This window comes from Dehalobacter sp. DCM (assembly GCF_024972775.1).
Taxonomy (GTDB): Bacteria; Bacillota; Desulfitobacteriia; order Desulfitobacteriales; family Syntrophobotulaceae; genus Dehalobacter.
In genome coordinates, this window is sequence record NZ_CP092282.1 from 366,431 (window position 1) to 387,047 (window position 20,617).

The 20,617-nt window shown below is 44.1% G+C and carries 24 protein-coding genes and 2 pseudogenes; 25 read left to right on the plus strand and 1 reads right to left on the minus strand.

What is annotated here, in order from left to right:
* The first annotated feature begins 11 nt into the window (after positions 1–11).
* The 17 genes from LPY66_RS01895 to LPY66_RS01975 all read left to right on the plus strand — a co-directional run bounded on the left by LPY66_RS01895 (position 12) and on the right by LPY66_RS01975 (position 15,112).
* The gene (locus LPY66_RS01895; protein ID WP_337986443.1) at positions 12–806 is read left to right on the plus strand and encodes an ABC transporter permease; all 795 of its coding nucleotides are present in this window, start codon (positions 12–14) and stop codon (positions 804–806) included.
* An 8-nt stretch (positions 807–814) separates the two neighbouring features.
* Entirely contained in the window at positions 815–1,624 is an 810-nt protein-coding gene (locus LPY66_RS01900) for an ABC transporter ATP-binding protein (protein WP_337986444.1), read from the plus strand.
* Positions 1,625–1,721: 97 nt separating this feature from the next.
* Complete coding sequence (locus LPY66_RS01905; protein ID WP_337986445.1) at positions 1,722–2,825, plus strand: ABC transporter substrate-binding protein; 1,104 nt, start codon at positions 1,722–1,724, stop codon at positions 2,823–2,825.
* Between the two features lie 18 nt (positions 2,826–2,843).
* Complete coding sequence (locus tag LPY66_RS01910) at positions 2,844–3,638, plus strand: ABC transporter ATP-binding protein (protein ID WP_337986446.1); 795 nt, start codon at positions 2,844–2,846, stop codon at positions 3,636–3,638.
* Positions 3,622–4,542, plus strand: a complete 921-nt coding sequence (locus LPY66_RS01915; protein ID WP_337986447.1) for an ABC transporter permease — start codon at positions 3,622–3,624, stop codon at positions 4,540–4,542. The genes LPY66_RS01910 and LPY66_RS01915 overlap by 17 nt, the downstream gene beginning before the upstream one ends.
* Positions 4,543–4,603: 61 nt before the next feature.
* A complete protein-coding gene (gene lpdA, locus LPY66_RS01920; protein ID WP_337986448.1) occupies positions 4,604–5,980 on the plus strand; it encodes a dihydrolipoyl dehydrogenase in 1,377 nt (458 codons plus the stop codon).
* Between the two features lie 81 nt (positions 5,981–6,061).
* Positions 6,062–7,060, plus strand: coding sequence for a lipoate--protein ligase (locus LPY66_RS01925; protein WP_337986449.1), 999 nt, complete (start codon positions 6,062–6,064; stop codon positions 7,058–7,060).
* Between the two features lie 236 nt (positions 7,061–7,296).
* Entirely contained in the window at positions 7,297–7,680 is a 384-nt protein-coding gene (locus LPY66_RS01930; RefSeq protein WP_337986450.1) for a hypothetical protein, read from the plus strand.
* Positions 7,681–7,773: 93 nt separating this feature from the next.
* The gene (locus LPY66_RS01935) at positions 7,774–8,373 is read left to right on the plus strand and encodes a DJ-1/PfpI family protein (protein ID WP_337986451.1); all 600 of its coding nucleotides are present in this window, start codon (positions 7,774–7,776) and stop codon (positions 8,371–8,373) included.
* A 368-nt stretch (positions 8,374–8,741) separates the two neighbouring features.
* Positions 8,742–9,635 (plus strand): metal ABC transporter solute-binding protein, Zn/Mn family, encoded by an 894-nt coding sequence (locus LPY66_RS01940; protein ID WP_337986452.1) that lies wholly within the window; start codon positions 8,742–8,744, stop codon positions 9,633–9,635.
* Positions 9,632–10,408, plus strand: coding sequence for a metal ABC transporter ATP-binding protein (locus tag LPY66_RS01945; protein WP_337986453.1), 777 nt, complete (start codon positions 9,632–9,634; stop codon positions 10,406–10,408). The genes LPY66_RS01940 and LPY66_RS01945 overlap by 4 nt, the downstream gene beginning before the upstream one ends.
* A complete protein-coding gene (locus LPY66_RS01950; RefSeq protein WP_337986454.1) occupies positions 10,401–11,249 on the plus strand; it encodes a metal ABC transporter permease in 849 nt (282 codons plus the stop codon). The genes LPY66_RS01945 and LPY66_RS01950 overlap by 8 nt, the downstream gene beginning before the upstream one ends.
* A 19-nt stretch (positions 11,250–11,268) precedes the next feature.
* Positions 11,269–11,682 carry a Fur family transcriptional regulator gene (locus LPY66_RS01955; protein WP_337986455.1) on the plus strand — a complete coding sequence of 138 codons (414 nt, stop codon included), beginning with the start codon at positions 11,269–11,271 and terminating at the stop codon, positions 11,680–11,682.
* A 319-nt stretch (positions 11,683–12,001) separates the two neighbouring features.
* Positions 12,002–13,204 carry a cation diffusion facilitator family transporter gene (locus LPY66_RS01960; RefSeq protein WP_337986456.1) on the plus strand — a complete coding sequence of 401 codons (1,203 nt, stop codon included), beginning with the start codon at positions 12,002–12,004 and terminating at the stop codon, positions 13,202–13,204.
* Positions 13,205–13,216: 12 nt separating this feature from the next.
* Positions 13,217–13,666 carry a DUF362 domain-containing protein gene (locus LPY66_RS01965; protein ID WP_337988182.1) on the plus strand — a complete coding sequence of 150 codons (450 nt, stop codon included), beginning with the start codon at positions 13,217–13,219 and terminating at the stop codon, positions 13,664–13,666.
* A 98-nt stretch (positions 13,667–13,764) separates the two neighbouring features.
* Complete coding sequence (locus LPY66_RS01970; RefSeq protein ID WP_337986457.1) at positions 13,765–14,631, plus strand: damage-control phosphatase ARMT1 family protein; 867 nt, start codon at positions 13,765–13,767, stop codon at positions 14,629–14,631.
* Between the two features lie 4 nt (positions 14,632–14,635).
* On the plus strand, positions 14,636–15,112 hold the full coding sequence (locus tag LPY66_RS01975; RefSeq protein ID WP_337986458.1) for a DUF134 domain-containing protein: 477 nt from the start codon (positions 14,636–14,638) through the stop codon (positions 15,110–15,112).
* A 48-nt stretch (positions 15,113–15,160) separates the two neighbouring features.
* Here the strand turns inward: LPY66_RS01975 and LPY66_RS01980 are convergent, their stop codons facing one another.
* Positions 15,161–15,526, minus strand: coding sequence for a winged helix-turn-helix transcriptional regulator (locus LPY66_RS01980; protein WP_158208056.1), 366 nt, complete (start codon positions 15,524–15,526; stop codon positions 15,161–15,163).
* 168 nt (positions 15,527–15,694) lie between these two features.
* On the opposite strand from LPY66_RS01980, the gene LPY66_RS01985 reads away from it, so the two are divergent.
* The 8 genes and pseudogenes from LPY66_RS01985 (at position 15,695) to LPY66_RS02020 (ending at position 20,589) form a co-directional block, all read left to right on the plus strand.
* A complete protein-coding gene (locus LPY66_RS01985; RefSeq protein ID WP_337986459.1) occupies positions 15,695–16,093 on the plus strand; it encodes a pyridoxamine 5'-phosphate oxidase family protein in 399 nt (132 codons plus the stop codon).
* Between the two features lie 182 nt (positions 16,094–16,275).
* Positions 16,276–16,485 (plus strand): DUF5320 domain-containing protein, encoded by a 210-nt coding sequence (locus LPY66_RS01990; protein ID WP_337986460.1) that lies wholly within the window; start codon positions 16,276–16,278, stop codon positions 16,483–16,485.
* Positions 16,486–16,511: 26 nt separating this feature from the next.
* On the plus strand, positions 16,512–16,862 hold the full coding sequence (locus LPY66_RS01995) for a DUF5320 domain-containing protein (protein ID WP_337986461.1): 351 nt from the start codon (positions 16,512–16,514) through the stop codon (positions 16,860–16,862).
* 84 nt (positions 16,863–16,946) lie between these two features.
* Positions 16,947–17,395 (plus strand): annotated as a pseudogene (def, locus tag LPY66_RS02000) (peptide deformylase).
* A gap of 221 nt (positions 17,396–17,616) precedes the next feature.
* Positions 17,617–18,993, plus strand: coding sequence for a thioether cross-link-forming SCIFF peptide maturase (scfB, locus tag LPY66_RS02005; RefSeq protein WP_337986462.1), 1,377 nt, complete (start codon positions 17,617–17,619; stop codon positions 18,991–18,993).
* A gap of 11 nt (positions 18,994–19,004) precedes the next feature.
* Positions 19,005–19,250, plus strand: a pseudogene (locus LPY66_RS02010) (flavin reductase family protein); the annotation flags it as partial.
* Positions 19,251–19,295: 45 nt separating this feature from the next.
* Positions 19,296–20,198 carry an MBL fold metallo-hydrolase gene (locus LPY66_RS02015; protein ID WP_337986463.1) on the plus strand — a complete coding sequence of 301 codons (903 nt, stop codon included), beginning with the start codon at positions 19,296–19,298 and terminating at the stop codon, positions 20,196–20,198.
* 31 nt (positions 20,199–20,229) lie between these two features.
* Positions 20,230–20,589 carry a CGGC domain-containing protein gene (locus LPY66_RS02020; RefSeq protein WP_337986464.1) on the plus strand — a complete coding sequence of 120 codons (360 nt, stop codon included), beginning with the start codon at positions 20,230–20,232 and terminating at the stop codon, positions 20,587–20,589.
* The last annotated feature ends 28 nt before the right edge of the window (positions 20,590–20,617 follow it).

A 20,617-nucleotide genomic window follows, 5' to 3' on the forward strand; every position in this document is an offset into this window, starting at 1 on the left:
GTTTTTCAGGTATGAAAACAAAACGATTTACGTTGAAGTTATGGGGCTTGCTTATCCCGTGTTTGGTTATCGCCGTGTGGCAGTGGGCGGCAGTATCTGGCATTCTGCCGCCCTATAAGCTGCCGGTGCCTTCGCACTTGTTCAAGGTATTGCTGGACTACTCTTTTGGCTGCTATGAAATTACCTTTTGGTCCGGCAAGCTGCTGAAAAATTTTGTCGCAAGCTTCTACCGCGTCCTGGCAGGTTTTGCGCTTGCCGCTTTTTGCGGCGTTTTGCTGGGCTTGCTCAGCGGGCGGATTGAACGGATCAAGGCCTTGGTGGAACCGCTGATCGACGCCTTGAGGGCCATTCCGGGAATTGCCTGGCTGCCTATCGCCATCGTCTGGTTCGGGATCGGGGAAAAAAATACCTTGTTTTTAATCTCTCTGGCTGCATTTTTCCCGGTATATGTCAATACCTGTTACGGCGTACTCGGCATTTCCCCGTTAAAAATCCGTGCGGGGCAGATGCTCGGCACAAAGCGGAAGAATTTATTTTTGAAGATCATCCTGCCGGCTGCTTTTCCCAGTATTTTTATAGGGCTGCGCTTGGGGTTGGGCGTATCCTGGGCCCATCTGGTTCTGGGAGAAATAACCGGAGTGCCGACCGGACTGGGGGCGGTCCTGACAGATGCCAGGTGCGAAGGCCATGTGGATATGGTCATTGTCTCCATGGTTGTTATTGCGATAGCCGGCAAAGTAAGCGATCTGGTATTAGGATGGCTTTGCCGCCTCTTCTATCCGTTGAAAGTGGGTGCGAAAAAATAATGCTGTCAATGTTGTCGGAACAGATTGTCTCCAATCAATTAGTCCTAGATAAAGTGAGCAAGTCCTTCCAGAATTATAACGGCAATTGTATTGAGGCTTTGGATCAGGTATCCATGACGGTAAATGAAGGAGAATTTGTTGCTATATTAGGGCCGAGCGGCTGCGGGAAAAGCACTTTGTTAAATATTATCGCCGGGTTTGAAAAAGGTTATCAGGGAATTGTTTCGTTTAACGGGGAGGCCATTAAGACTCCGGCTCCGGAAAGGGGAGTCGTTTTCCAATCCCCCGTTCTATTCGAATGGTTAAATGTCAAAGACAATATTGCCTTTGGCTTAAAAGAGAAAAAGATTGGCAAACAGGAAATTGAAACAATGGTTGCCCAATATATCAAGCTGGTTGAGTTGGAGGGCTTTGAAAACTATTATCCCGAAGAGTTGTCCGGCGGCATGCAGCAAAGGGCGGCTCTGGCGCGCACACTGGTCATGCATCCCAAGCTTCTGCTGATGGATGAGCCTTTCGCCGCGCTGGACGCCCAGCTGCGTTTTACCATGCAGCAGCTGCTTCTGACGATCTGGAAGAATCTGAAGCAGACGATTATCTTTGTGACGCATGATGTTGAGGAAGCTATCCTTGTGGCCGAGAAGGTTTATATCATGGGCAGGCGTCCTGGGTGGATTCTGGAGGAAATTGATGTTGCCAGGAAAAAGAAGGATAGCCCGGATTTCACCGGAAGCTATGAATTTTATCAGCTAAAAAATACGATTATGGAAATGCTTGGTTTGAAGGCCGGCGGAAAATCTATGGAATGCAAACATTAGTAAGATATTATTAAGAAATAGAAGTTGAAAATCTCTAAATAGAAGCTTGTAGCGGATGAAAAACAATAGTAAGGAAAAAGAAATGAGGAGTACTGTTATGAAAAGCAAATGGAAAAGAATTGGAATCGTTATGATGTTGGCGGCGTGCCTGCTGATGCTGTTTGGCTGCAGTGCAGAGGAGGAAGCAGCGCAAGGAAAGACAGGGAATAAGAACACCGGGACCGTGGAGACCATCACCGTCGGCAGGCCCGGGCTCGATATCAAAATCGCCTGCATTATCGTGGCTTCCGAGATGGGTTATTATGAGGATGAAGGCGTCAATGTGCAATTTGAACAGATTTCCAATCTGGCCGACGGCATGACTGCCGTTACCCAGAATAAACTGGATGTTCTGCCTTTCGGCGTCATTCCCTCCGCCACCTTTATTGCGCAAGGCGCGGATGCCATTGTTTTCAGCGGGACTATTTCCGAAGGCAGCGAAGCCATCACTCTTCCTGAAAACGCGGAAAAATATAAGACTCCGGAAGATTTCAGAGGGAAAAAGATCGGCTGCTACCGAATGGAAACCGGCCATATGGTGATGAAAGGCGTTCTGCGTGAAGCCGGACTGGATGTCAATTCGGATGTGCAATTTATCTATCTGGACAGTATGCAATCCATTGCCGAAGCCATAAAGAAAGGGGAAGTGGACCTCGGCTTTGTCAATAGTGGTTACGGCTATATTGCGAAAAAGAGCGGCCTGGCGGTTGCTTTCCAAACGGCTGAGTTCAGCCCGGATTTCCCCTGCTGCCGCCAGACTACCAACAGTAAGGTGCTGGCGGAGAAACGCGATGCGCTGGTCAAGTTTATGATTGCCAATCTGCGCGGCTATCAAACCCTGATGACGGATAAAGAAGCCTCCATTGCCGCCCTGGCTAAATATTCGGGACAGGATGCGGCCTATGTGGAAAACGTAATTTACGGAACCGACACTTATGACGCCGCCATGAAGATTTCCCTGGACCCCAACAAAAACAGGGTCTGTGAATTCTATGAAATCATGAAAGCCAACGGCGATATCGCCGCCAACACGCAATATATGATGGAAGACCATTTGGATACAACCGTCTATCAAGACGCTTTGAACGAAATGATCAAACGGGATCCGAACAACACCCTGTTCACCGGGCTGATGGATGAATTTAAAGTCAATAATCAGTAATGGAATAAGGAGTTGCACATGTGCGCCATTACAATTGAACATCTTTCCTATTCGTATATCGATCATCATGAATCGTATTTGGCTTTGGACAGCGTGGACCTTCAAATTCACAGCGGTGAATTTGTCTGTCTGATCGGGCATTCCGGCTGCGGGAAAACGACGCTGCTGAAAGTTTTGGCGGGACTTCTTTCTCCTAGCGCAGGCGGAATCTATATTGATGACCAGCTGGTAAATGGGCCGGGAACAGAGCGGGCCGTGGTTTTCCAGCACTATTCCTTGTTCCCGTGGATGACTGTCCAAGACAATGTCGTCTTCGGTATCCGGCAGGCAAAAAAAAACATACCCAAGAAAGAGGCGGGGCTGCTGGCGGAAGAATACCTGCTCAAGGTGGGAATGGAAGACTTCAGCGCTAAATATCCCTATCAATTGTCCGGCGGGATGCAGCAACGTGTGGCGATCGCCCGCGCTTTAGCCATGGATGCGGAAATCCTTTTGCTGGACGAGCCGTTCGGCGCACTGGATACCAAAAGGAGAAGCGAATTGCAGCGGCTGCTGGCTCATTTATGGGACAACGGCAAACAGCGCAAAACGGTGGTTTTTGTGACTCATGATATCGACGAGGCTATCATCCTGGCGGACCGTATCGTCTTTATGCGCCCGGGTAAAATCGCGGCTTGTTTGCGGGTGCCTTACGCCAGGCCCCGCAAGCAGGAAGACCTATTGAAGTCCACTGATTATGAAAGGCTCAAAGCCGATTTGCAGCAGTTATTTTATCTTGATCAGGAGTTGAAAAAGCATGAAGAAGATCTATAGCCTGTCCTTCGTTGTGGCCCATCTCCTGTTTCTGGCCCTCATTGTGGCGGTTCTTTACCCAGGACAAAAAACCGTTCAGCCGAATCCGGCGTTTTTGACGGGTATGGGTGTCATCGAATTATTGTACTTGTATAAAATTTGGCGTGCGCTTCGCAAAGGGAAATCCCTTCAGGTGCCATCGGATATCGTCATTTTGGTCTGGCTGTTTTTGCTGGTCTGGGAGCTGCTGGTCACACAGTTGAATCTCATGCATCCGGTATTGGTCCCGGCGCCGGAAGACGTTTTTCATGTTTTTAGAACCCAATATCAAACACTTCTGGAGGGCGTTGTTTCCTCCCTGGAATTATTGTTGATCGGATTTTTCTTAGGTTTAAGCCTTGGTGTCATACTGGGATTGCCCGCCGGCTGGATACCGCGCTTACGAGATGTCTTCTATCCGATTGCCAATGTGCTCGCTCCGATTCCTCCCGTTGTTTTTGCGCCTTATCTGATTGCGATTATGCCTACTTTCCGTAGCGCTTCCGCGCTGGTTATCCTGCTGGGCATTTTCTGGCCCACATTTTTGGGGATGATTATCAGGGTAGGTTCTATCGACAGCCGCATCCTGGAATCGGCTCGCGTCCTCAATGTTGACAACCGCACCATGGTTTTGAAAATATTGTTTCCGTATGTCCTTCCCGGGGTGGTCTCCGGCCTGAAGGTGTCGTTGACCACCTCCGTCATGATGCTGACCTTTGCCGAAATGATGGGCGCCACCAAAGGAATGGGTTTCTATATCATCAACTATACCCATTACGCCAATTATACCAATGTGGTTGCCGGATTCATCGTGGTCGGCGTGGTCGTCACATTTTTGAATTGGATTGTCAATATCATTCAGACCAAAGCGATCAAATGGCAGTAAAAAACTCACGCTAGGATATGGGTTACCGGAATTTTTACTGCCGGAAAAGGAAGGAGTCAAGATGAAAGACTTAATTATTATCGGCGGCGGCCCGGGCGGCTGCGCCGCCGCCCTGCGGGCTGCCGGACTGGGAGCGAAGGTCATCCTGGTCGAACGGGAGCAATTAGGGGGAACCTGCCTGAACAGGGGGTGCATCCCGACCAAAGCCCTGTATAAAAACGCGCAGGTTATGAGGACCATGCGGGAGGCGGTTAATTATGGCATATCCCTGAGCGGGTATGAATTGGATTTTCCTACAGTCCAGGCCAGAAAGATAAAGATTGTCCTGCAATTGCGTTCCGGGATGGAGCAGCTGCTAAGAAACGCCGGTATTCAGGTCGCCACCGGCAGCGGGCGGCTGATCGACCGTCATACCGTGGCGGTAACGGCGGCAGACGGCGGTGTGGAGAAGATCAAAGGCAGCCGGATTCTCCTTGCCGCCGGTTCGGAGGACGCCGGATTGGCTGTGCCGGGGGCGGATCTTCCCGGGGTTTTAACTACGAAAGATATCCTGGAGATCAAGCAAATACCTCAACAACTCGTCATTATCGGGGCGGGAGCGGCGGGAATAGAACTGGCCGGAATTTTTGAAGCCTTTGGCTCCCGGGTAACCGTCCTGGAAGCGCTTCCCCGTATCCTGCCTTCCATGGACAAAGATATCAGCAAACGGCTGAGCATCCTGCTGAAAAAGAAAGGGATCCGGATTGAAACAGGGGTCCAGATCCAAAGGATCTGCCGCGATGAGAACGGTCTTTCTGTCCTGGCTGCGGGAAAACAGGGAGAAGAGAAATTCCCCGCCGAGGTGGTCTTGACCGCGGCAGGGAGAAAAGTGAACATCGAAGGCTTGAACCTGGCGGAAGCCGGGGTGGCCTGCGAGCACAACCGGATTCCGGTCGACGACAGTTATGCGACTTCTGTTTCCGGCATTTTCGCTGTGGGCGACGTGATCGGCGGAAAAATGCTGGCCCATACGGCTTTAGCCGAAGGAAAAGCTGCGGCGGAAAGCATGTTTGGCATAGCGGCAGCGGTCAAGAACCAAGCAATCCCTTCCTGTGTTTTTACTTTTCCGGAGGCCGCTGCAGTAGGTTTAACGGAACAGGAAACGCGCGACTGGGGAATCCCGCTTTTGGTCGGCAGTTCTCCTTTAACAAACAACGCTAAAGCCCTGACCATGGGAGAAAACGACGGCTTTCTGAAAGTGGTGGCGGATGCGGAGAGTAAAAAAATACTTGGTGTGCATATTTTAGGGCCGCAGGCCACGGAACTTATCCAGGCTGGCACGATGGCGGTGGAACTGGGACTAAGCGCCGGGGACATCGAAAGGGTCATGCAGGCTCACCCCACTTTAGCAGAAAGCTTTCTGGAAGCGGTATTGCGGCTGGAGCCCAAGTCAATTTAAGCGGCACACATGAAGCTGAAAACAAACAATAAATTTTTATACTTATATAAATTTTTAGGAAATTGTTGGGAGATCGCAAAAATGTCTGAAGCAAATCAAACGATACTTGTTTATTCTGATTCCGTGGATCCCTGGCTGAACCTGGCTGCTGAAGAATACCTGCTGGCTAATCTGCCTCCAGACTCGGTGCTTCTTTTTCTCTGGCAGAATGAAAATACGGTGGTAATCGGTCGTAACCAGAACGCCTGGAAAGAATGCGCCTGGCAGCAGTTGGAGCTGGACGGCGGCAAGCTGGCTCGAAGGCTGTCGGGCGGCGGAGCTGTCTATCATGACCTGGGAAATTTAAATTTCAGCTTTTTGGCCAGTAAAGAACAATATGACGTTGAAAAGCAGCTGGGCGTTATCCTGGAAGCTTTAAAAATGAATCAGATTGACGCTTCTTTTGCGGGAAGGAACGATTTGCTGGTTGGCGGCAAAAAAATTTCCGGGCAAGCCTTTTGTTCCGGTGCGCAGGCTGATTTGCACCATGGGACGCTTTTGGTGCAGGCCGATCTGGACAAGATGTTTACTTACCTGCATCCTGCCCGCCAAAAAATGGTTTCCAAAGGCATCGATTCGGTTCGGGCTCGGGTTGGGAACCTTACGGACTTTAATGACCGGATCTCAGTCTCCATGCTTTGGCGCAGTTTAGAGGAAAGCTTTGCCCGCAGGTATGGAAAATCGCAGCGGGTGGCGAGTATGCGGGAAATTACGGACGGCAAGCTAGATCAGCTTTATGCCAGGCATACTTCCTGGGAATGGCGGATAGGCCGCTCCCCAGTTTTTGATGTTTCCTTTAGGGAATATTTTAAATGGGGAGAAATAGAAATTGGTCTAGGTGTCAGGAAGGGACGCATTGACAACTGCATCGTTTTTTCCGATGCCATGGATGAAGCCTGGGTGCGGGGTCTTGCCCGTGCTTTTACTGGTCTTTGCTTAGATTTGGGAGAACTGCTAGCGGCAGTCGACCAACTGGCTCCAGGGGGTGAACCTCAGGTTTTAGCGGATTTAACGGTCTGGATGCAGACCTGGAGAATTTAGCCGGTGATTCAGAATCACAATGAAGATGTTCATGGGAAAATTAGAGAGGTAACGTTGGAAAAATATGTTATTCTTCAACCGGCTTTAGTAAGTAGAGTTTGCTCGTAGGGACATACTCAGTGGCGGGATATCCTTTTAGCCGCTTTTCCAGAAGACAACGGCATTTTGGAGGATCTTTGTTTAATATTCAGCTAATAAGGTTCGGTAAGTTCTAGCTCGGGCTAAGGAGGGAATTTATGTCAGCGGAACTCAGGTCGGTAACTGTAAAATTTCATTCAGAAATGTTTGAGCAAATATCTTTTTTGGCGCAGAAAAGAAGTGAAACTCTTTCTGATACGATTCGCTATTTAGTTGATCGGGGGTTAGAGGAAAAAATTCATCTAGAAAACACAAAACTTCTGGCTGAAGTAGTACGGGAACAGGTTGAATCGGTAATGAAATCGTATACAATTTATCCATCTTTGGACGTTATCGGAAATTTCTCATGGGCCCCGGATTATCCATCGTTAGATGATACTGAAAATCCTTCATGGGCTACTGGGAAATTATTTAATAGCAGAGTGAATATATGCAGAAAAGATAAACGTACAAATAAAAAAGTATATAGCCATATAGCTTAAAATTCTGGAATAAAGATCAACATCCAAATAAATAAACAAACAAGCAAATCTATCTGAAACAATTCAAATTTTTAAAAGATTGAGGTGAAGACAATGACCGAAAAAAAGGTACTCCTCTTTTTGGGAGAAGGGTTTGAGGATCTGGAAGCGGTCACGGTTCTCTCGGTTTGCGGCTGGACCGAGTATCGCAGTCACTTGGAGAAAGTCAAAGTAGAAACTACCGGATTGCATCGGGAAGTCCATGGAAGATTTGGGCTTCGCATTGCAATCGACCACCTTATTGATGAGGTTGATCCGCAGGAGTATGCAGCTCTCGTTGTTCCAGGCGGTTTCCATTCTCATGGTTTCGATGAAGCATACTGCCAACCCCTCCGGGATTTGGCTAAAACTATTCACCGTCAGGGCGGTATTATCGCCACCATGTGCGTCGGGATTTTGCCCATCGCAGAGTCTGGTTTGCTGGAGGGGGGAGAAGCGACCAGCTATGCTTTTAGCCGTTCTCATGATAACCTAGGCCGACTGAGGGAGCTAGGCTGCAAATCAACGTCTGGTCCGATCGTAGTGTGGAACCGCATTATCTCTTGTTCTGGCCCGGCTTATTCTGTTGATGTAGCAAGTTTGCTTTTAGCGAGCCTTGTCGGTATTGATGAGGCAAAAGAAATTGCATTGTTCATGGCTGGTACAAGTGTCTGAAAAAAGGTTAGTGAACACAGATTAAAAACGCCACTATTTGATACTGGGAAAAGTACGTATATCATTAAAAATTCTGACAAACGAATAAAATGTAAAATACAAAAAAAGGCCGAAGACAGATGATAATAAGGATTGCATTTGCGAGAAATGCCCGTATTACCCTCAACCATAGCCTTTAGTTCTAAATCCTCTCAGAAAATTGAGGGGATTTTTAGCGGTTTAGCAGGGACGTTTTTTTGAGATAAAGGCAATAATCTTGAGAAGGAAGTTATTTACATTTGATATTGACATATGTTTATTATAGCTTTAATATACTAATTGCAAATGCGAATCATTTGCAATTAGTATGAGAGCGCAGGTGGATAAAAATGAAAAAAGCTTTAAGTACGATGTTAGGTTTAACGCTTATTCTTAGCCTTTTGGTTGTAACCGGCTGCAACAGCAAGGAGAAAGCGGTAGAAACAAGTGAAGCCGCAGGCAAGGCAACAGTTTCAAAACCGATCATTGCCGTTACAATTGTTCCGGAGCAGACCTTTGTGGAAGCGGTCTGCGGAGATTTGGCCGAGGTCGTTACCCTGGTCCCCCCTGGAAACAGTCCCGAAAACTACGAGCCTACGCCTCAAGAAAGGGAAAAGTTTAGCAAAGCATCCCTGTATTTCTCGATTGGCGTACCGACGGAGGAAGCGAACATTCTGCCGAATGTCGGGGACATTAAAGTAGTTTCCCTCCAGAAGGTAGTTGCTTCTGTTTATCCGGAAAGAATGTTTGCATCAGGAGAAAGAGACCCGCATATCTGGCTTTCTCCCAAGAGAGCCAAAGTAATGGTAGAGACCATTGCCCGGGAGATGGGTGAACTTGACGCAGCGAACAAGGAAACCTATGCTAAAAACGCCGCGGCGTACATAGCGCAGCTTGATGAGCTTGACAAAGAAATATCATCGGCGCTTAAGGGTGTTCAAAGCAAAAAGTTTATTGTCTATCACCCCGCTTTTGGGTATCTTGCCGACGATTACGAACTTACCATGTATGCCTTGGAACAGGAAGGAAAAGAGGCAACGCCCCGGCATCTGCAAGAAATGATTGAGCTGGCTAAGAAAGAAAATATCAAGGCCATTTTCTATCAGGAAGAAATTGACAGCAGCCAGTCCGAGGCTTTTGCCGAGGAAATCGGCGGAAAGACCATCCAGCTTGCGCCCTTGGCCGCGGATTATATCGGAAATCTAAAAAAGATGGCGGAAACGATGGCAGAGGTTATGCAGTGAAAAATACAGCTGTTCAGATCGATAATTTGTCGGTGTATTACGGACAAACGCCAGCGCTTACAAATGTTTGCCTTGAGGTAGCCGACGGGGACTATTTGGGAATCATCGGACCAAACGGCGGCGGAAAGTCCACGCTGCTCAAGGCCATTCTGGGGCTAGCCCCCGTGGCTGAAGGAACCGTGCAAATCTATGGAAAAAGCCCGGAAAAAAGCAGAGCATTGGTGGGATATGTCCCGCAATTTGCCGCCATGGACAGAAGGTTCCCCATCACGATGTTTGAGGTTGTTTTAACCGGACGCTTGAAGCAGGGCCTAACTCCTTTTTTTAGATTTACAGTGAAAGATAAAGAGATTGCCCATGAACTCCTAGACAGAGTCGGAATCGCCAGTCTTGCCAACCGTCAGATAGCGGAGCTTTCGGGTGGGGAATTCCAAAAAATGCTCATTGCCAGGGCGCTTGCCGTTAATCCCAGGATTTTGCTTTTGGACGAGCCGACCGCCAGTGTGGATGCTGTCTCCCGTGACCAGATCTATGGTCTGCTCGCCGAACTAAATAAAGATATGACCATTATCCTTGTCACCCATGACCTACTTGCTGTTTCCTCGCAGGTCCACAAGCTCGCCTGTCTTAACGGAAGGCTTATTTATCACGGGGAACCGGAGCTTACCGGAGAGATTGTCAACAGTCTCTACGGTTGCCCGGTCGACCTGATCGCTCACGGAGTGCCCCACAGGGTGCTGAAAGAGCACGGGGAGGGAAGTCAAATTGATTAAAGCGCTTTGGGAATACCAGTTTTTGCAGAATGCTTTTTTCGCGGGCATATTGGCAAGCGTAGTATGCGGCATCATCGGAGTCATCATCGTTGAGAAAAAACTAGTCATGATGAGCGGAGGTATTGCCCATACCTCGTATGGAGGAGTGGGGCTGGGATATCTGATGGGCTTCGAACCGATCATCGGTGCTTTCTTGTTTTCCATTGGCGCAGCCCTGGGAATAGGATATATCAAAAGAAAAGGCGGCGCACGCTCCGACGTTGTCATCGGCCTGTTTTGGTCGCTTGGGATGGCTTTAGGAGTCCTTTTTATCGCTCTAATGCCCGGATATCCTCCCGAATTAAGCTCTTATCTTTTCGGAAGTATTCTGGCGGTGACAAAGTCCGATCTTTACCTAATGATGTGCATAACATTGATCGTGACGCTTGTGATTGTGTCTTTATATAACTATTGGAAAGCATATCTTTTTGACGAGGAATTTGCTTTCATCATTGGCCTCAAAACCGCTTTTATGGAATACCTGCTTTTGCTTCTCGTAGCAATGACCGTAGTCGTTTTAATCCGGGTGGTTGGAATCATCCTTGTGCTTGCCTTACTTACAGCTCCAGCCGCAACGGCGGGGATGCTGACTTCCAACCTGAAAAACCGCATGCTGTATTCCATTTTGTTTGGCAATGTTTTTTGTATTGCGGGACTGTGGATTTCCTATGCGTTGAATATTGCCTCCGGAGCGGCTATAGTAGTTATATCGGTAATGTGTTATTTTTTATTTTATATAGTGCACATTTTTTTTCTTAAAATTAAAAGAAAAAACATTGTTGTGGCAAGCGGGAAATCTTAACGATTAGGCAGAGGGAATCATGACAAAAAATACGGAGTTTGGGGATGACTTAAAGCGAAGCGGGCTAAAGAACACCAAGCAGCGCACCGCTATACTTGAGATTCTGGAACAAAGCGATCAGCCGATGGCAGCCGAGCAGGTTTTTCTTGAATTAAAGTATAAGGACATGTCGGTAAATCTGTCTACGGTTTACAGAACCCTGGAGACTTTAACCGATATAAACTTGGCAACAAAGCTGGACATCGCAGGAGAACACAGAACGCTGTTTGAATACAACCAAAAAGTACACGGGCATCATCTCGTTTGCCTTCAATGCAAAAAGATTCTAAAAATCCACCGCTGTCCTTTAGAAAGTTATGAGGAAGCGCTTGAACGGGAAACGTATTTTAAAATTTCTGGTCATAAGCTTGTAGTTTATGGGCTTTGTCTGTAATGTCAGAAAGATATTGAATAAAGCAATCGTCATGATATAAAATATAGTTTATTCTTTACCCGGCTAGGTGCTGTCTGCTCAAGTCGGGTACTTTAGTTTGGTGAAAAGTTAAAATAATAAGAGGTTATTGACATATGCCCAATACGTTGTATCATATAAATAGGACATAGCGTAAAACCATACTGTTGTAATGACTTTTTAAGGGTATGAAATGGGAGTATTGCTATTCCCGCATTTATTGTCGGCTGGGAAGAACTGACCATGTGACAAACATACGGCAAATGTTTTTTACGGTCAAATCGGAAAGGATGTGACGGGTATGGAAGAAAGTGAAAAGGTTGCATTGCTTGCGGTAGCAATGAATCTAGCTCTGTTTGGAATTAAATATGGAGCTGCTTTAGCTACCGGTAGTATTGCCTTAAAAGCGGAAGCTTTTCACAGTCTGGCTGATTTAGTTGCATCTTTAACTGTTTTTGCCGGTTTGAAGCTTTCAAAACGTAAAACCAAGGCATTTCCTTATGGTTTGTACAAGATTGAAAATTTGATATCTGTGTGTATAGCTTTGATTATATTTTACGCAGGCTATGAAGTTGTGATGGAAGTAATGACGACTACTCTTACCGAGCTGAAGAATTCAGGGATTGCTATTTCCGTTTTACTGATTGCAATGCTGATTACCTTTTGTTTTTCCAGATATGAGAAAAAAATTAGCCGAAAAATAAATTCGCCGGTTCTTTTAGCTGATGCCGCTCACATCCGTACGGACGTATTAAGCAATGCGATTGTTTTAGTTGCAGTTGTTTCAGGTTTATTTGGTTTTCAATGTGATAAGATTGCCGCTTTGATTGTTGTTGTATTTATTGCCAAGACAGGAATTGAAATATTGATAGGCGGAGCCAGGGTACTTTTGGATGCTTCCGTAGATTACGAAACACTCAGCAAAGTTGAAAAAATCATTTTGGAAACTCCGCAGGTTGTTGAACTTAAAACTTTGACAGGACGCAATTCAGGACGGTATAAATTTATTGAAGCCGATATTGTTCTGAAAACTCACGACTTAGATCGGGCGCATTCTATTGCAGATAGCATTGAACGAAATGTAAAAAATGAAATCAAGCATATTGAACAGGTTCTTATTCATTATGAACCCCAGCAGAATGAAACAATGATCTATGCATTGCCATTAAGCGGTGACCGAGAATCAATCAGCTCTCATTTCGGCGAGGCGCCGTATTTCATGCTTGTAACATTTAATGCTGAAACAAAGGCTGCCGATAAAGTTGAGATACTCAAAAATCCATATACAAATACAGAAAAGAGCAAGGGCATTCTGGCTGCAGAATTGTTAGTAAAAAATAGGGTTGATTTTGTGCTGGTTAAAACCAATTTTGATAGCAAAGGCCCGCACTATGTATTTTCAAATGCTGACATCGAGGTTATTATAACCGATGAGGAATTGCCGGAGCTTGCCTTTGAGAAACTAGGATTGACAGTCAACTTACACCTTTCAGAAGAGGAATAATTAGTAATTAATATATGCCCAAATATAAGGCTGTTATATTTAAAAAGAGGAGTTGAGGACATGTCGGCTTTAGTAAACAGAGAAAACTGCACCGGTTGCGGCCGATGCAGGGATATTTGTCCTGTAGGGGCAATCACGCTGGAAAACGGCAAAGCGGTTATAAACGATACATGCATTGAATGCAGCACATGCATAACAGTATGTCCGAAAGAAGCAATAGGCTTACATCCTTTGAATACGGATTCCCGTATGCCGGAAAAAGACAGGACAAGACTACCGGGGAAAGGATTGATGAAAAAAAGAGGAGGTAGTCTTAGAGGACAGCGTAGAACAGCAGGTACAGATCCGGCAGGATATTGTATCTGCTCAAATTGTGGAGAGAAATGCATTCACATGGCGGGTATTCCTTGTAATCTTATGAATTGTCCAAAATGTGGAACGCCAATGACAAGAGGCTTTTAGGAGCAACGATACCTTCCTGATTGATGATTGGCATTTAATACTTGTAAACTGCATTTATATTTAAAAAAATGGTATCAAAAGATTAGTGAGGAGAAGTAATGGAAATATTTTTGGATTGCCTGCCATGTGTGCTTAGGCAGGTGCTTGAAGCTTCACGAATGGCAACGGTAAAGACTGAATTGCAGGAAAAAATTATGGAAGAGTCGATCAGAATACTTGCTGATTATAAGAGATATGGATGCTCGCCGGAAATGGGCAGGGCTGTTCACTGGACGGTAAAGGATATTACTGGGATCTTTGATCCTTATGAAAAAATTAAAGAAAGGGATATCAAGGCGGCAAAGAGAATATTGCCTTTTCTTGAACGTTTTTTGCAACAGAAGCAAAATACCCTCTATTGGGCCTTAAAAATAGCAGCAACTGGAAACATTATTGATTCTGCAATCAATAATAACTTAAATATAGAAAACTGTATTGAAAAAGAACTGGAAAAAGAGTTTTCAATTTATGATATTGAAGTATTTGAAAAGAAATTGAAAACAGCAAAAAGCCTTCTAATTATTGGCGACAATGCGGGTGAAACCGTATTTGACCGGGTGCTGGCAAAACACCTGTCGCATCTTAATATTACCTATGCAGTCAGAAGCGAGCCAATCATAAACGACGCAACTGCAAAAGAGGCTTTTGATTCAGGACTGGGTAAATATGCTAAAATTGTTTCCACCGGCTGCAATATCCCTGGGGCGGTTCTCCAGGAATGCAGTGAGGAATTTATAGATATATTGAATAACGCTGATCTTGTAATCAGTAAAGGGCAAGGCAATTATGAAGCTCTTTCCGATTGCGGGAGAAAAATATTTTTCCTTTTAAAAGCGAAGTGTCCTGTGATATCCGAAAAGCTGAATGTCAGCTTAAATGATTACGTTTTTAAGTACGATGAAGAAAGTCTGGAAAAACGGAGTTGATAGAATGGTAAGACCAATTAAATGGAGAAAAATTGAGAAAATTCCCAGCATTTCCTATTTTATTCCATCCACAAAAGATTCTTCAGAGTATCCGGAGAATATATTGAAGCTTGAAGAACTGGAGGCTTTACGCCTGAAAGACCTTGAGGGACTTGAGCAGGAAGAATGTGCCGTAAAAATGGAGGTATCCCGTCCAACCTTTCAGCGCATCCTTTTATCGGCAAGAGAAAAAGTAGCCGACAGCCTGGTAAACGGGAAAATTATTCACATTGAGGGTGGTAATTTCACCCGAAATATCTGCCCCGTCAGATGTTTGGATTGCGGAAAAGAATGGATGGAAAGCTTTGAAAATCTTGAAGCTATAAACAACAGAGAGTATTCCTGCCCAGCTTGTGGCTCAACGTTAGTTATGTGCAGTCAAAACTGCAAAGGAAAGTTTGGCCGGAGAAATTGCCGGCGGCATGGCAGAAATAATGAATGAAGAAGTATAAAAAAATATAAACCAAAGTTCAATAGTTGATTCTGTCGTTTAAGCCTTGTTAAGAGGCTCACATTGCTGACAGTAAGAACATTTGACAGGATGCAGGGAATCATTATTCAGACCCCATTTACGCATTTCAGTTAAGATTGCGAGCATGCTTGTCCCCATCTCACTTAATTTATATTCAACACGCGCTGGAACTTCTGCATAGACGGTACGGATAATAAGGCCGTCCTTTTCCAGTTCTTTTAACTGCTGAGTCAGAACCTTGGAACTTATTAGGGGAATTGCCTTGTTTAGTAGGCCGAAACGGACAGGACCTCTAATAAGTTCTTTTAAAATAAGTATTTTCCACTTGCCGTTAATAAGAGATAAAGTGGTTTCAATCGGACACCTGGCTTTTTTTTTATCCATTTTGACCTCCAATGGTATATTGGTTACCTGTAGGATGGTAATGTTACTAATTGGTGCATACTTGCAGAAATACTCTAACAAGCTTAATATAACATTAGCGGCCGCAAAAAAACAATAAATTTACATCTGAAAATGTTTGTCTTTTCAGGTGAAAAAAGGAGAAGTAGTATGAGTATTCTTAATGAAAACGTCAGTAAATTATTGAATGAGGCTAAAACATGGACGATAGCCACATTAGGTGAAACGCCGAATGCGGTTCCTATTCTTTTTAAAAAAGTTCGGACAGACGAAAGTCTGGTGCTTTTTGATGTTTTTATGCAAAAAACTTTAGATAATATTGTAAAAAACAATAATGTTGCTGTGACAGTATATAATGAGTCAACTTTAGAGGGCTATCAGATAAAAGGTACGGCCGAATATTCCACCGCGAAGGACTTAGTGGATGAAGGTAATACAGCAACCAGCGCTTTTAAATTAACAACAAAGGGTGCTGTAATTGTTAAAATCAAACAAGTCATTGTTCTGACCCCTGGTCCAGATATTGGCAAAGTATTATTTTCAAAGTAAAATTATTGAGCACAAAAGGAAATCCGACAGTTTTATGAACTGCTCCTCTTATAGTGACAGAGAGCAGTTCATCAGGCGGTTGGGTTTTCTTTTTTTAAAAGTAGAACAAGTTATTGACATATGACCAAAACAGTATTAAAATAATAATGAGCATATGCCAATAAAGTATGGAGGTGTTATATATGCCAGGTTTTGACAGAACAGGTCCTGCGGGAAAAGGTTCAATGACCGGAGGGAGAAGAGGAAATTGCATGTCGGCTGCTACCGAAACCAATACGCCGGAACAGAATGGATCTACAGGCAGAGTTTTTCTTAGAAGAGGACTTTCCTTGGATGGCGGTTTTGGCTGTGGAGGAGGTAAAAAATCTTCAGGAAGAAGACAGGGTAGATAATTTTTACTGAGGGGAAGTGAGCAGTTATGCCAAGAGGAGATGGAACCGGTCCACAGGGAATGGGATCGGTGACAGGCAGAGGCGCAGGTTTTTGTGCAGGTGCGATGCCGGGATTCAGGAACGTAGGAAACGCTCGTGGAATGGATAAAGGCAATGGCCGGGGAGGATGCGGTGGACGCGGAGGACGCGGATTCAGGAGAATGAATTGCGTTAACGGTTTTCCGGCAGAGGGTCGTTTTGACTATTCCACATATTACGGAGCCAATATGCCTGCAGGAAGTGAAAAGGAATTTCTGAGCAAAAAGGTAAAATTTTTAGAAAAGCAGCTTCAATTTATGAAAGAACGTTTAAATGAAGTCGGTAAAGAGGCTGAATAATATGTAACAATATTGTTTAGTAAATAGGCAGGGCAAAAGTCTCTGCCTACTTTTCTATATTATTTTGTGATGAGGATGGTAAATATGGCTTTACGTAATGTGATGGATTATCGAACTGATGATATTCTCAGAAAGAAATCAAAAAAAGTAGAGAAGATCGATGATAAAATAGTAGCCTTGCTGGACGATATGGCTGAAACGATGTACCATGCCAAAGGGATTGGTCTGGCAGCTCCTCAAATTGGTGTTCTTAAGAGAATGATCGTTATCGATATAGGGGAAGGAATTATAAAATTAATAAATCCGGAAATTGTTGAAATGAGTGGCGAACAACAAGAAATCGAGGGATGCTTGAGTGTACCCGGAGTTTATGGCGAAGTCAACCGTCCACAAAAGGTTCTAGTCAGGGCGCTTGATCAAAAAGGCGATGAAGTAAATTTGGACGGAACCGGTTTGCTGCATGTGTATTTTGTCACGAGATCGATCATTTGGAGGGAACTTTGTTTATTGACAAAATGATTAGGCATATATAAGCGTAGTTATGATGACAAAAATTATTTTATAAGGAAAAACTGAGCCAGTAAATTTAGAGGTTGATTGTTTACATTTACCCGAAACAGTGCTACTATTTGATTGTTTTTAGATATGGGCAAAAGCCCATAATTATTATTAGACATTTTTAATAACAAGTTTAAAGAAGAATGTTAGTTGAGAAAACCATTTATAGATTAAAGGCAAAGGAAAGCGATAGAAAATGATTCATGTATTTACAATGAATGGCTGCAATATAGCGGTTGACGGTAACAGTGGCAGCGTGCATGTGCTTGATAATATAAGTAATAATATTCTTAAGAATATGGAGAAATTTACCCCGCTTGATGAAATTCTTGATCTTTCGGGTGTAGATTATTCAGCAGAAGATATTGTTGAAGCCTACAATGAAATAATGATCCTAAAAGAACAGAACCTTCTTTTTAGTTCTGATGAAATCATTTCTGAGGCCATAGCAACGAAGAAGAATACCGACGGGATGAAGGCGCTTTGTCTTCATGTTTCCCATGACTGCAACCTGAATTGCGAATACTGTTTTGCTTCCAAGGGAGATTATCGTAGCGGACGGAAGCTAATGTCCGGGGAAGTGGCGTTAAAAGCTGTAGATTTCTTAGTTGAAAACTCCGGAGAAAGGCAGCATATCGAAATTGATTTCTTCGGGGGTGAACCCCTGATGAATTTTGAAGTAGTTGAGAAGGCTGTCGTTTATGGAAGGCAAATCGAAAATAAAAGCGATAAGAAATTTCATTTTACGATTACAACGAATGGGACTTTGCTGGATAAGTATAAAATCGAATTTATCAATGAGCAGATGGATAATGTCGTGATTAGTCTTGATGGGAGAAAGGAAGTTCATGATGCTATCCGCTATGATAAAGCCGGAAGAGGAAGCTATGACAGGATTGTTCCTCTTGCTCAGGAACTCGTTGCCGGAAGAAAAGGAAAGAGTTATTTTATCAGGGGAACTTATACCGCCAAAAATAAGGATTTTTCAAAAGATGTAATGCATCTGGCTGATCTTGGCTTTAAAGAAATATCGATTGAGCCGGTTGTTGGCTCAGAAAACAAATTTTTTATCAAGGAATCGGATAGCCCGGAGATACTTCGAGAATATGAAGAATTTGCAGTAGAATATTTAAAATGCCTGCGTGAAGGAAAAGATATTCGCTTTTATCATTTTAATGTGGATTTATATAAAGGCCCTTGCATCTATAAAAGAGTTGCAGCCTGTGGGGCAGGATTTGAATATTTTGCGGTGTCGCCGGAGGGTTATCTTTATCCGTGTCACCAATTTGTGGGTCAAGAGGGGTTTGTCGTGGGCGATATATATAATGGGATTAACAATGTGCTGCTTTGTAATAGCTTTAAAGGCAATAATATTCTAAGTAAAGAAAAATGCAGGGACTGCTGGGCCAAATTGTTATGTGCAGGCGGTTGTCATGCCAATGCCTGGTATTCTAACGGAGATATTGCCCAACCCAATGATATTGCCTGTACTTTGCAGAAAAAGAGAATCGAATGTGCCATTATGATTCAGGTAGCAAGACAGATAGATAGTAAAGTTCCTGCAGGGGGGTAAATGGAGAAAACAACGCTCTTGCAGTTGCTTATTGCTGTAATTGCAGTTATGATCCTCCCATGGTGATGGTAGGAATTGTTCCTTCCCGGTATTCTTATAAAATGATTAAGGAATCGGGATGTTTTGTAGTAAATTTGGTCGGCAAGGACTATAAGAAAGTTTTTGATTACCTAGGAAGTCACAGTAAACGTGACGAAGATAAGCTTGCTAAAATGAATGTTAAGCTGAGTGAGGCTGTAATTGACATATGTTCTTAACAAATATACAATAAATATTGGGCATATGACTATAACTTATGCGTAGTGTTTTTTGGAGCAAGCATTGTTGCCGGCATCAGCAGAATACTTATTCTAGGAGAGGCAAAGGTTGAACAAATGATCATAAAAGCACTGGTAGAAAATACATCAGTTTCTGAAGAGTACAAAAATGAACATGGACTCTGCTTGTACATTGAGACTCTAAATCATAAACTCCTGTTTGATTTGGGGGCAAGCTCTTTGTTTGCAGAAAATGCTAAAAAGTTGGGGGTTGATATTTCGGAGGTTGACCTGGTTGTAATATCCCACGGCCATTATGACCACGGGGGCGGGCTTAAAACTTTTTTGAATGTAAACGCCAAGGCAAAAATATATGTAAACCGGCAAGCATTTGCTAAACACTATGCGAGCAGACAGGGCGGAGAAAAAGTTTATATAGGCCTAGATGAAGCGCTGATGCAGAGTGAACGCTTGATTTTTGCCGGGGAGCATTTCATTATCGATCAAGAACTTGAATTGTTTTCCAACATCAAAGGCAGAAAACTTATTTCGTCAGGCAATCAGGATCTATTAATGGAGTCGGGTGGTATGCTTGTGCAGGATGATTTTAGTCACGAGCAGAACCTGATTATCAGCGAAGGTGGGAAGACATTGCTGGTAGCAGGATGCGCTCATAACGGAATCGTAAATATTATTGATCATATGATCGAGATAAAACATAGTCCTCCGCACTATGTTATCGGAGGCTTTCATTTATACAGCCGTTCGGCAGACAAGCATGAAGATCCGGCCTTAATTAATCTAATAGGGTTATACCTCAAGGATACAGGATCATTTTGCTATACTTGCCATTGTACTGGTATTGAGCCCTATCAAAGTTTAAAAGAAATTATGAGAGAAAAAATCAAATATTTATCTACAGGGAGCCAATTAAAGATACTATCTTGAAAGATTGGTATTCCATGCAAGGGGTGTCAGGATGAAAAAGATTGGGATTATTATTTGCGGCCGTTATCAGAATTGCGGCGGTGGGAAGTGTTTGCGGTCCTTAAAAGAACATACCGGAGGATTTTCATTATATCCAAAGGATGAAGAGCTGGAACTTGTCGGCTATTCATATTGTGGAGGATGTCCTGGTGGTAATATAGAGTACGTTCCTCAGGAAATGATAAAAAACGGTGCTGAAGTGATTCATTTAGCAACAGGAATGATTGTTGGATATCCTCCTTGTCCAAGATATAGCCTCTCGGCATTCGCCGAGGTCGATGGCACAAGGATTTGCTTGAACCATCAATATCGATTTCCTCCTACCTTTTCGGTAGGGGGATTTCTTTTTTGAGTCCCCAATTGGAAATCGATCCATAAAA